The sequence below is a fragment of the Dickeya dadantii NCPPB 898 genome (assembly GCF_000406145.1).
Taxonomy (GTDB): domain Bacteria; phylum Pseudomonadota; class Gammaproteobacteria; order Enterobacterales; family Enterobacteriaceae; genus Dickeya; species Dickeya dadantii.
Map to the genome: position 1 here is coordinate 997,263 of NZ_CM001976.1, position 11,385 is coordinate 1,008,647.

Genomic DNA, 11,385 nt, shown 5'->3' on the forward strand with positions numbered 1-11,385 from the left:
ACCGACACCGTGACCTACACCGTCAGCGACGGCGCCGGCGGGGTGGCGACCGGGACGCTGACCATTACCGTCACCGCGGTGAATGACGCCCCGGTGGCCGGCAAGGATACCGCCACCACACGCCAAGACACTCCGGTCACCGTCGATGTGCTGGCGAACGACAGCGATGTGGACGGCAATCCGCTGACGGTGACCGCCGCCAGCGCCGGCAACGGCTCGGTGGTGATCAACGCCGACGGCACGCTGACCTACACGCCGAATGCCAACTTTAACGGTACCGATACGGTGACCTACACCGTCAGCGACGGACAGGGTGGCGTGGTGACCGGCACGCTGACCATTACCGTCACCGCGGTCAACGACGCGCCTGAAGTGATCGGTGAGACCACGTTAAATACGTCAGTGAATACCCCGGTATCGGTCAATGTGCTGGATAACAGCCGCGATGTGGACGGCGACCCGCTGACCGTCACGTCGATATCGGTTACCAACGGCAGGGTGCTGGTTAACGCCGGCGGCATGATGACTTACATACCCAACCCCGGTTTTAGCGGGACGGATGTGGTCAGTTATACCCTCAGCGACCCGCAGGGCAGTACGGTGCGCGGTACGCTGACGGTAGTGGTCAGCACGTTACCGGGAACGGATGGTAATACGGCGGGCGGCGGAGCGGGGCAGATGAACTATGTGCCGCCGCCGGATAATGCCGGCTTGCAGCCCACGTTCATACCGGGACGGTTGAGCGCGGAAATGGAGGCAAGAGAGTATGACCCGATATTGCTGGACGCCGTGAACGCGATCAAAGGATTGGGCGGCAGCGCGCAACTGCTCGGCAATCAGCCGGGTGACCAGGCTGTTGCCGGCGTGAAGTCGCTGGGCACCAGCAGCGGGCTCGATTTGTCACAAGGGAGTATTACCCAGGTGGTCCGCGATTTTGAACCAACCAGGACATTTGAGTTTTTGAATGATGCGCAGAATCAGCCGGTAACCAACCCGGCAACACTCGGTGAAGGGATACCCATCGGGCCTGAAACCGCACAGAACAATAACACGACGATACCCGCGCAGGATGAACCCGCTGTCACGGTAGAGCAGCAATTGCAGACCATTGCGATGCGTGAACAGCAAGCATTGAGGGATCTTATCCGTGCGTTGAGTTAATGGAATGTCACAATGCCTGATTTTATTAAACAATCTGTTTTGGCGTCTTTTGCTGTCTGGGGAGTGGTGACGATTACCGGGTGTGCGGTGACGTCGCCGCCGATTGATACCGATAAACAAACCTGGGGCGCGTATGACCGCATCAATGAGATCGTGTCCCGTGATGAACCGGTTTCGGGGCCGATTTCATTGTATGAAGCGATGGCGCGTGCGTTGAAATACAACCTCGACCAGAAAATCGAACTGATGGATGAGGAGTACAAAAGCAAACTCAGCGAACTGGGAAGGCTTGGCATGTTTCCGTCGGTGGTGGCGTCGGTGGGCGGCAGTCAGCGCAATAATGACTCCGGCTCCAGCAGCCGTTCATTGATCGACGGCAGCCAGTCGTTGCAATCGTCGACCTCTTCGGAACGGCGTACCTATACCGCTCAACTGGCGGCCAGTTGGGATATTCTGGATTTCGGCCTGTCCTATATTCAGAACAAACAGAATGTGGACGAGCAATATATTTCCCAGGAGCGGCGACGTAAGGTCATCAGCCGTATTCTGGAGGATGTGCGTACGGCTTACTGGCGGGCGGTCAGCGCCGACCGCACCCATGAAAAACTGATCAAACTGGAGGCGCTGGCGCAGAAAACCCTATACCAGTCCGAACAACTGGCGAAACGGCGCAACGTGTCGCCGCTAAAGGTGCTGAATTATCAGCATGACCTGCTGGAGATTCAGGCGAATGTGCAACGCATGCAGCGTGAATTGTTTTTTGCCAAAAAGCAGCTGGCGGCGCTGATTAACCTGAAACCCGAAACACCGTTTAAACTGGTTCTGCCGGACCGGACAGCCGTCGTGCCGGAATTACCCGGTTCGGCGGAACAGATGATATTAATTGGATTGAAATACCGCTCCGAATTGCGTGAATCCAGTTATCGAAAACGAATCAATGACAATGAGTTGACGAAACAATGGGTCCGCAATTTACCGTCATTTAAAACGTTATTGGGCATGAATTACGACACCAATAAATATCTCTATAACAATGAATGGGCGAATTTCTCCGGCACGGTCAGCTGGAATTTGATGAATGTGTTCAGTTATCCGATGCAACGTAAGGTGGTGCAGGCCGAAGCGAAAGTGATTCAGGCACGTGAGGATGCGCTGATAATGGCTATTCTTACGCAAATCTATGTCTCCAGAGCGCGTTTTATCCGCCTGTCTCAGGAATTAAATACGGTGCGCCAGAGCCATGAGGTTCAGGACAATATATTGGAATTAACCCGTGCCGGTTTTCAGGGAAAAATCATCAGCCAGATGGATCTGGTACAGGTCGAGATGAAAACCATCCTGGATGAGGTGCGCTACGACACCGCCTATGCCGATTTGCAAAATGCTTATGCCAATCTGTATGCCTCAATGGGTATCGATAATTTTGATTCTGACATTACTGAAAAGGATTCCGTCTCCAGTATCGCGAAAAAACTCCAGTTTTATTGGACGGAAGAAATTACCACCTTACCGGAAGTATCAAGGCGGGAAAATCCATGAAAAACTGCCAACCTATTCTTATTTGTATGCTTGCCGCCCTGTCGTTTTCCGCCCACGGCGTTGGGCCGGAAAACAATAGTCTGGAAAACAATAGTCTGGAAAACAATAGTCTGGAAAACAATAGTCCGGAAAACAATAGACCGGAAAACAGTAGACCGGAAAACAGTAGACCGGAAAACAGTGGGCCGGAAAAAAATAGGGCGGTGATGAAGGGGAATTCCCGTGCGGTATTATCGGGTAACCGGGCTTTCGCTGAAGATAATGGCGTTTATCAGGCGCACGGTATTTTGCGGGCGATAAATCGAGCCACGCTCTCTTCGGAACTGGGCGCTCAGGTATTACAAATTCCGTTTCGCGAAGGGATGGCGTTTAAAAAAGGTGACCTGCTGGTCGGGTTTAATTGTGATCGTCCCCGTGCCGAGGCGGACGCGGCCAATGAAGAGGTGAAGGTAAAAAAGAACGCCTGGGACACCAATATCGAGCTGGATAAATTCCAGTCGGTGGGGCGTTATGATTTGCTCACCTCGCAGGCGGAATACAATCAGGCGGTCGCCAAAGCACGCGGGCTGGCGATTCAAATCAGTTATTGCGACATTCGCGCGCCTTTTTCCGGCGTGGTGCAGGAACTGAAAGTCTCGCCGTTTGAAGCGGTTTCGGTCAGCCAGCCGTTGATTACCATTGTGGACCCGAGCGCGCTGGAACTGAACGTGATCGTGCCGTCTTCGTGGTTGAACTGGTTGAAAACCGATATTCCGCTCCAGTTTATGGTGGATGAAACCCAGTCGGCTTATCAGGGCCATGTCACTCAGGTGTTGCCGCAAATCGACGCGGTGAGCAAGACGGTAAAAATTATCGGCAAACTGGATGCCGACGCATTGGACCCCAACGTGTTTGGCCCCGGTATGAGCGGCTCAGTCATGTTTAAACAGCCGGTCATCGCTAAACAGTCGGCCATCTCTAAACCGTCGGTCATCTCTAAACCGTCGGTCATCTCTAAACTACAGGGGGACGGCGATGAATAATACGATCCCCGCACAAGGCAATAACAATACTGCGCCGCTGGGGCAACTGGCGCTGCCCGCGTTGAAGCTGTTGCAGTTTGAAGCGGCGATCAGAAAGCTGGCGGATGAGCGAATCATGAAAGCGCATATCGCCAATGCGGTGCGCCAACTGCTGCCTTATGAACAGGCGATTGTCTGGCAGCGCAATCAGTTCTCCGGCAAATTGCGCGTAGTACAGATATCGGACGTCAAGGGCGTGGAACGCAAAGCGCCGCTGTTGCTGGCGCTGGAGCGGTTCCTCAATAAAAAAGGCCAGGCGCTGGAAGCGTGCCGGGTGCTGAATTTGCAACAGTCTCCGGAAGCCGAACTGAAAAACTATCCGTTGCAGCATGGCTTGTGGTTGCCGCTCGGCTACCGGGAACAACCGGAGGCCGGCGTGCTGTACCTGCGTAGCGAGCAGGATTTTAATGAAGCCGAGCAGTCGCTGGCGCTGCGCCTTTCCGAAACTTACACCCATGCATGGCTGGCGTTGCGGCGCGAGCCGCGGCTGTCGCAGGGGACGCGGCTGCTGCGTCACTGTTTGTGGCTGGTGCCGGCGATTCTGGCGGCGGGCGGGTTTATTCCGGTGCCGCTCAGCGTGGTAGCGCCGGTGGAGGTGATCGCCCGCGAACCTTACCGCCTGACCGCGCCGATCGATGGCGTGGTGCGCCAGATTCTGGTCGCGCCCAACAGCCAGGTGGCGTCCGGAACATCGCTGGTGCAGTTCGAAGATCTGAAACCTTACAACGAGATGGTGCTGGCCGGGCAGGAGCTGGCGGTGGCGGAAGCGCACAGCGGCCAGGTCAACGCCTCGGCGTTTGAGGATGAAAAATTCCGTCAGGAGATGGCGGTGGCCAGCACCGAATACCTGCTGGCGAGGGGGCGCTATCAGTACATGACGGACATTTACCAGCGTACCAAAGCCGTTGCGCCGCAATCCGGCATCGCCATCTATACCAATAAGCGCGACTGGGAAGGCAAAACCGTGCGGGTGGGCGAGGAGATCATGCAGGTGGCGGACCCGCGGAAGATCCAGTATCAGATTGCGCTGCCGGTCAATGACAGCATTCACCTGAAAGCCGGCGACCGGATCCGGATTTTTCTCGACAGTTCGCCGTTGAAATCCTACAACGCCACGTTGACCACGTTCAGTTATACCCCGCAAGTCACGCCGGAAGGCGTCAGCAGCTATACGCTGCTGGCCGAGGCGGATAGCGATGACGTTTACCCGCGTATCGGCGCCCGGGGAACCGCGCGCATCTACACGGAAGACGTGCCGCTGTGGTTTCAGCTGTTGCGCCGTCCCATTGCCTCGGCCAGGCAGTTTCTGGGGGTGTGAAGATGCTTGACGACAGCACGGCGCTGCCCCGTTTACGTCAGGAACTGCAGCTGGAATCCAGCCCCGGCAACGACGGGGAGATGAGCTGGCGCATTTACGATCCCTGGCAGCATCGTTTCTTCCAGTTGCCGGAAAGTGATGTGATGCTGCTGTCCCGGCCCGGCTGCCGTACCATCGGCCAACTGAAACCGCTGCTGGATTTGCACGGGCTGCGTTTCGATATGGAGCAGTTCGGCTCGCTGACGCTGTTTCTGCGCCAGCAGCATCTGTTGATGGCGCAGGACTACGCGGCATCGGCGGAAGAAAAGCCCAAGGCGCTGTTGCTGCGCAAACCCAGCGTCCGGCAATTGCCGTTATGGGACCCGATGCCGCTGTTGCATCTGGTGGCCGGACACCATCTGCGCTGGCTTACCCGCGCGTTGTTGACGCTCTGGCTGCTAGTCACGCTGGTCGGGCTGTATCTGACCGCCAGACAGTGGGACAGCTACCTCGCCACTTTTCGGGATTTCTATTCGTTACAGGGCGTGCTGGGGTTTGGCGTGGCGATCCTGTTTCTGAAGTGGTTTCACGAAATGGGACATGCCTTTGTGGCGTATCGTCAGGGATGTCGGGTCGGAAAAATGGGCATTTCCCTGTTTGTTATCTTTCCGATGTTTTATACCGATCTGACCGACGCGGCGCGGGTGGTCCAGCCGCGTCGCCGGATGTGGATTGCGCTGGGCGGCGTGGGGGCCGAGACGCTGATTGCCGGTTTGGCTACCGCGGGGTGGGCGTTGTTGCCGCCGGGCACGCTGCGCTCCATCTGCTTTGTGCTGGCGACCACCAGTTGGGTGACGACGCTGGCTATCAACCTCAATCCGTTTTCCCGTTTTGACGGTTACTACTTTTTAAACGATCTGACCGGGGTGGATAACCTACAGCCGCGCTCGCGCTCGCTGCTCAATTATTACTGGCACCGGTGGGTACTGGGGCCGGTGCTGGACAAGCCGGAGCCGGTGGGCGGTCTGCGCCCCAAGCTGATGGCGCTGTATGGCCTGCTGGTGCTGGCGTACCAAATGTTTCTGATTCTGGGCATCGGCTATCTGGCTTACCGGTTTTTCATCCCGCTCATCGGGATACTGATATTCGCTTACATCCTTTATCACTATCTGCTGCTGCCGCTTGTGCTGATGGGGAGAGATATGGTTCGACATCGGGAGAAAATCACCTGGAGACGCAAACTGGTGCTGACGTTGCTGCCGTTCGTGGCGATAGGGGCCTTTTTTTGCCCGCTTCCCCGCACGGTGAATATCCCCGCCATGGTGAATATTCAGGGGCAAACCCTGATTCACGCACCGGATAAAGCGAAGCTGGAAACGGTCGCCATCGGTAATGGCGACCGGGTGCGGCAGGGGCAGGTGCTGCTGCGTTTTTCCTCGCCGGAACTCACCTTCCAGCGCGAGCAGGCGATGATGGAGCATGACCTGATGCAATTCCGGCTCAACCGCATCAGCAGCTCCGAGGCGGAAAAACTGGAAACCGTGACGCTACGGCAGAAATTGCAGGAAGCGGAAGAAACACTGGCCGGGCTGGATAACCAACTGGCGCAACTGGTCTGGCGTTCGCCTGTCGATGGCGTGGTGGTGGATCTGCTAGCCAACCTACAGCCGGGGCAGTGGTTCTCGCCGGATCAAATCATCGGCCGGATTCTGGAGGGCGACAAACAGGACATCATTGGCTATGTGGATGAAACCTTTGTTTCCCGTCTGTCGCCCGACCTGCGCGGCAAGTTTATCCCCAATAACCTGTCGATGCCGTCCCAGCCGGTCAAAGTTGAACAGTTGGATCCGAACAGTTCCGAATTTATTACGCCCAAATCCCTGAGTGTTCTGTACGGCGGGCCGATCGCGTCGCTGAAAAATGATAAAGGGGACGCGGTGCCGGTGGTGGCGATGCACCGAATACAGTTTTTGTTTAGCGACGCCAGCCTGCCCGATCGGCAGGCGTCGCAGGGGGTGGTGGTGTTGCGGCTGGCGCCGGAGAGCCTTGCCAGCCAGTCGGGAAAACGTTTGTGGCGTTTGATTATTGCCGAACTTAACCAGTAATTGAGCTTAACCAGTAATTGACATTGACCAGTAACGCGGGAGGGGGACATGACATTGACTCGACGTGCATTTCTGGCAGGTGCCTCTGCCTGCATGGTGGCGCCCTGGTTAGGCACGAGGGCCGCGGAAACTGCGCCGTCCGGCGAATTGATCTTCGGATATGGTAAAACCGGGATTGGCAGCGCGCTGGCGGAAGATACCGTGGCGTTGCTGGCGCAATCCTATCAGCAGAATCGTTACCAGTTGGTCAATATCCCCAGCGGGAACAGCCTGCGCGCCGTTTCGACGGTTAAACACGCCGTCCCCGACGGCCGAACGCTGTTGCAGGCCCAGTCGCCGCAGATGAATCTGCTGCCGGTGATCTACCGCAGTTTGCCGTATGACCCGCTCATGGATTTCGAGCCGCTGGCGCTGATGGGGGAATACACCTTGTTTCTGACCGTCGGCAAGCTGGTAGACCCACGAGTCAAAACGCTGGATGACTACCTAAGCTGGGTGGAAAGGAACCCGGAATACCGTAATGTCGGTTTTACCCAGTTCGGCTCGACCGGCCATATCGCACAGGCGATTCTGGCGCGTCAAAAAGGCGTGGCTCTCCAGCCGGTGGCCTACTTTGGTTCTTCGATGATGATCGAGGATTTACTGAATGGTTACCTCTCCGCCGGGCTGGTGATTTCGGGTAATGCCTCCGGCGCGTTTCGACGTGGTCGCCTGCGTGCGGTCGCCGCTACCAGCACCGAACGTCATCCCGGCTGGGAAGATATTCCGACCTGCAAGGAGCAGGGCGTGCCGGGAATGGCGATTAACGGCTGGTACGGCTGGTTTGCGCCGGCCTCAATGCCCGACCGCATCTACGCGCCGCTGGCCGAGGCGTTACAACAGCGCATTCAGCATGAGCATTATGCCTCTGTACTGGAGCGCTATTCGCTGAAACCGGTGTCGTCGTCATCCCCCGACAGGATTCGGGAACGTATCCGCGATGAGCAGGAACACTACCGTGAATTGGTCGACAGTTATCACATCAGCCGGATCTGATGCGAGGCTGCTGTGATGGAACATCCGTAAATCGATTGGGAGACGAACCTATGGCTATGACCCGGCGAACATTTCTGGCGGGCTGCTCTTCGCTGCTACTCCCCGCGCTGTATTCGCGTGGACCCCTGGCCGCCGCGCCGCAGGAAGGCGTGGTGATGTTTGGCTATGCCCAGACCGGGTTGGGCAGCAAGGTGGCGACCGAGGTGTCGGTATTGCTGGAGTCTCAATATCGCGAGCGACGTTACCGGTTGTATAACGAACCCGGCGAAAACAGTATCAGGGCGGTGATGTCGACGAAGAAATCGCCTGGTGATGGCGGCGTACTGCTGATGGCGCAATCGCCGCAGCTGATTATATTCCCGTCTATCTACAACCGCTTGCCCTACAATCCATTGACCGATTTCAAGCCGCTGGCGATAACCGGCGAATATACCTTGCTGCTGACGCTGGGGCCGATAGTCGATGCCAGGGTAAAAAGCCTGGACGATTATGTTAAGTGGGTGGAAAACAATCCGGAGTTCAGCAATATCGGCTTTGCCCAGTTTGGTTCTCCCGGCCACATGGCGCAACTGGTGCTCGGGCGCGAAAAGAACGTGGCGCTGCAACCGCAGTCTTACTATGGCACCTCAATGATTGTGGACGACCTGCTGAACGGGCATTTGGCAGCGGCGTTTTTGATTTCCGGCAACTCGCTCGATCTGTATAAGAATGGCAAACTGCGGGCGATTGCCTCCACCAGCCGGTTGCGCCAGCCGGGGGTGGATGACGTGCCGACCTGCCGTGAGCAAGGGATTCCGTCGATGAACATTAACGGCTGGTATGCCTGGCTGGCGCCGGCCAGCATGCCGGACCGTGTTTATCGCCCGCTGGCGGATGCGATGCAAAGAACCATCGTGAGCTACGACTATCTGGAAATGCTGAGGAAATATTATCTGAAGCCGGTGTACGACAATCCCGATAAAATCCGCCAGCGAATTCAACAGGAGCAGGCATATTACGCCGAGCTTGTTGAGACGTATCGGGTGAGTAAAGTGTGAATCGTTTTCGCGCCGGGTTATCGCTCCACGGGGATGCCGCACCCCTCCCAGTTATCCCGGTTATAAAGGAATCATCTTTCGAAGCGGTTTGGTCATGTCAAAAACGTTTATCCAATAGCCCTTATTTTATTGTGTCATTAATAATGCTGTGATTATATACAGTATCTCTAATCGTGTAATGAGGGGGTAAATATGACACTGCGTTTTGACGTGGCACCGCCTAAGAAGGTGCATTGCCTGCGCGTTATCGGGCCTTATTATCAATCGGTGCCTGATGGCTTTCAGAAACTGATGGCGTGGTCGCAGGAGCAGCAATTGCCCTGGACGGAAACGCTGGCGTTTTACTGGGACGATCCATCCGAAACGGAACAAGATCAGCTGCGGGCGGATGTGGCGCTGGTCCTTCCCGAAGGGACGGCTATTGATGAAAATACGCTGGGTGTGCGTGAGGAAACGGTGCCGGGGGGATTATTCGCCGTCCTTCATACTGTTGTCAGCAATGGTGAATTTGCCAAAGCCTGGAACGAGCTGTATGACCTGATTGCGCAAAATGGGTATAAGCCGGCCAGAGGCATTTGCTTTGAGAACTATTTGTGTGATGGCAGCAGCGGAAACTGGGAAATTGAAATCTGGCAGTCGGTCGATCCGAATGACGGCGCCCAATGAAGAATGGACGTTGCCGCCGTTTTTACAGGCAATCATGCTGGTTTAGTCATGTATTTCTTATGTTTCGTGTATGATTCGTTGTCTGAATATCGCAAGCGATCTGGCCCCGAATGAGGAAACGATGCCGTCTTACCCAGCGTCAATAGCGTCGGGAAAGACGGAAATCTCGGGCATCACCAAAGGATGGAGTCATGCAGGAAGACCGGTTCGATACGCCACCGGGAACAGCGGCCCCCGGTTTGATACGGCTGGAACAGGTTAGCCACGCTTATCCCTCCGCGGCGGCATCGCACCCGGTTCTGCATAATGTTTCCCTGCGGGTTGACGCGGGGCAGAGCTGCGCCATCGTTGGCGCTTCCGGCTCCGGGAAAAGCACGCTGCTGAACATTATCGGGTTGCTCGATAAACCCACGTCGGGGCGACTGTGGCTGAATGGCTGCGACATGGCGCAGGCCTCGACCGATGAACGCGCCAGAATACGCAACCAGACTATCGGGTTCGTTTTTCAGAGCTTTAATCTACTGCCGCGTCTTTCCGTGCTGGATAACGCGGCACTGCCGCTGCTGTATCGCGGTGACTCCCGCCGTGATGCCCATCAGGCGGCCAGACGGCAACTGGAGCGGGTTGGGCTGGCCGAGCGCCTCCATTACCGCCCGGCGGATCTGTCCGGCGGCCAGCGACAGCGCGTCGCCATCGCCCGCGCTCTCACCGGCGAACCGTCACTGTTGCTGGCCGATGAACCCACCGGCAATCTCGATAGCCAGACCGCCGGCGATATTCTGTCGTTGTTGCTGACGCTGAACCGGGAACAAGGGGTGACGTTGGTGATGGTTACGCATGACGAATCCATCGCCCGGCAGATGCAGCGTCGTATTCAGGTGAACGATGGCCGGGTTCAGGAATACAGTAATAGTTAAATATTTTTGTATGGTTACTGATTTATTTGTAAAGGTTTGGTCGGAGGAGTCGATATTGACTAGCGGCAGAGTTTCCGACTTATTGCCTTATTTTATAAAGGATGCTGTCTTTTTTCGACAGCGTAAAACGAAACCAAGGGAGGTTTCCATGAATCTTAAATCATTAAAAAAATTGTTTTTTGTTAGTGCCCTGGCTCTGGGCGCCGCTTCTCAGGCGAACGCGGCAAGCTGCGGTCCGACCCGTGTGACTGTTCCGGTAGCGGGAACGGTTGACCCTCAGACAGAAGTGCAGATCTATTCCAAAACGTACAACTGCTCGGCATACCTGATGGCGTCTTTAACGCCGAATTTTGGTTCCTCTTCCGTTTCTCTGTCGTTGACGCTCAAGCTGTATCAGCAGGTGGGCGGAAGCTGGCGTAGCGTCAGCGAAGGCCGCAATGTTTCCTATCAGATGGGCAGCACCGGCGGTACTTACAAACTGGTCGTATTCAATAGCAATACCAGCGGTAACGCCCTTAACTGGACCGGAAACTATAAATCCCCTCTCAACAACTAATTGACAGGGAA

At 56.0% G+C, this 11,385-nt stretch carries 10 protein-coding genes; all 10 read left to right on the plus strand.

Going from position 1 to position 11,385, the window contains the following annotated elements; genetic code table 11:
• On the plus strand, nucleotides 1-1,161 hold a 1,161-nt coding region (locus tag DDA898_RS04950; protein ID WP_038910420.1), incomplete at its 5' end, for an Ig-like domain-containing protein.
• A gap of 12 nt (nucleotides 1,162-1,173) precedes the next feature.
• On the plus strand, nucleotides 1,174-2,700 hold the full coding sequence (locus DDA898_RS04955; RefSeq protein ID WP_071604506.1) for a TolC family protein: 1,527 nt from the start codon (nucleotides 1,174-1,176) through the stop codon (nucleotides 2,698-2,700).
• The gene (locus tag DDA898_RS04960) at nucleotides 2,697-3,722 is read left to right on the plus strand and encodes an efflux RND transporter periplasmic adaptor subunit (protein ID WP_081639218.1); all 1,026 of its coding nucleotides are present in this window, start codon (nucleotides 2,697-2,699) and stop codon (nucleotides 3,720-3,722) included. The genes DDA898_RS04955 and DDA898_RS04960 overlap by 4 nt, the downstream gene beginning before the upstream one ends.
• The gene (locus DDA898_RS04965; protein ID WP_013316675.1) at nucleotides 3,715-5,079 is read left to right on the plus strand and encodes an efflux RND transporter periplasmic adaptor subunit; all 1,365 of its coding nucleotides are present in this window, start codon (nucleotides 3,715-3,717) and stop codon (nucleotides 5,077-5,079) included. Before DDA898_RS04960 ends, DDA898_RS04965 begins: the two co-directional genes overlap by 8 nt.
• Nucleotides 5,080-5,081: 2 nt before the next feature.
• Nucleotides 5,082-7,163 carry a biotin/lipoyl-binding protein gene (locus tag DDA898_RS04970; protein WP_038910421.1) on the plus strand — a complete coding sequence of 694 codons (2,082 nt, stop codon included), beginning with the start codon at nucleotides 5,082-5,084 and terminating at the stop codon, nucleotides 7,161-7,163.
• 48 nt (nucleotides 7,164-7,211) lie between these two features.
• Nucleotides 7,212-8,198, plus strand: a complete 987-nt coding sequence (locus DDA898_RS04975; RefSeq protein WP_081639219.1) for a Bug family tripartite tricarboxylate transporter substrate binding protein — start codon at nucleotides 7,212-7,214, stop codon at nucleotides 8,196-8,198.
• 50 nt (nucleotides 8,199-8,248) lie between these two features.
• The gene (locus DDA898_RS04980) at nucleotides 8,249-9,235 is read left to right on the plus strand and encodes a Bug family tripartite tricarboxylate transporter substrate binding protein (protein WP_038900459.1); all 987 of its coding nucleotides are present in this window, start codon (nucleotides 8,249-8,251) and stop codon (nucleotides 9,233-9,235) included.
• 192 nt (nucleotides 9,236-9,427) lie between these two features.
• Entirely contained in the window at nucleotides 9,428-9,901 is a 474-nt protein-coding gene (locus tag DDA898_RS04985) for a GyrI-like domain-containing protein (protein WP_038910424.1), read from the plus strand.
• A 191-nt stretch (nucleotides 9,902-10,092) separates the two neighbouring features.
• Nucleotides 10,093-10,818: an ABC transporter ATP-binding protein gene (locus DDA898_RS04990; RefSeq protein ID WP_050570202.1), complete on the plus strand. Its 726-nt coding sequence runs from the start codon at nucleotides 10,093-10,095 to the stop codon at nucleotides 10,816-10,818.
• Between the two features lie 148 nt (nucleotides 10,819-10,966).
• On the plus strand, nucleotides 10,967-11,374 hold the full coding sequence (locus tag DDA898_RS04995) for a hypothetical protein (RefSeq protein ID WP_033111661.1): 408 nt from the start codon (nucleotides 10,967-10,969) through the stop codon (nucleotides 11,372-11,374).
• The last annotated feature ends 11 nt before the right edge of the window (nucleotides 11,375-11,385 follow it).

What these genes read in the sequence shown, in the direction of transcription:
- DDA898_RS04985 (WP_038910424.1), top strand. Translation starts at nt 9,428, where the DNA reads ATGACACTGCGTTTTGACGTGGCACCGCCTAAGAAGGTGCATTGCCTG.
- DDA898_RS04975 (WP_081639219.1), top strand. Translation starts at nt 7,212, where the DNA reads ATGACATTGACTCGACGTGCATTTCTGGCAGGTGCCTCTGCCTGCATG.
- DDA898_RS04960 (WP_081639218.1), top strand. Translation starts at nt 2,697, where the DNA reads ATGAAAAACTGCCAACCTATTCTTATTTGTATGCTTGCCGCCCTGTCG.
- DDA898_RS04990 (WP_050570202.1), top strand. Translation starts at nt 10,093, where the DNA reads ATGCAGGAAGACCGGTTCGATACGCCACCGGGAACAGCGGCCCCCGGT.
- DDA898_RS04995 (WP_033111661.1), top strand. Translation starts at nt 10,967, where the DNA reads ATGAATCTTAAATCATTAAAAAAATTGTTTTTTGTTAGTGCCCTGGCT.
- DDA898_RS04955 (WP_071604506.1), top strand. Translation starts at nt 1,174, where the DNA reads ATGCCTGATTTTATTAAACAATCTGTTTTGGCGTCTTTTGCTGTCTGG.
- DDA898_RS04965 (WP_013316675.1), top strand. Translation starts at nt 3,715, where the DNA reads ATGAATAATACGATCCCCGCACAAGGCAATAACAATACTGCGCCGCTG.
- DDA898_RS04980 (WP_038900459.1), top strand. Translation starts at nt 8,249, where the DNA reads ATGGCTATGACCCGGCGAACATTTCTGGCGGGCTGCTCTTCGCTGCTA.
- DDA898_RS04970 (WP_038910421.1), top strand. Translation starts at nt 5,082, where the DNA reads ATGCTTGACGACAGCACGGCGCTGCCCCGTTTACGTCAGGAACTGCAG.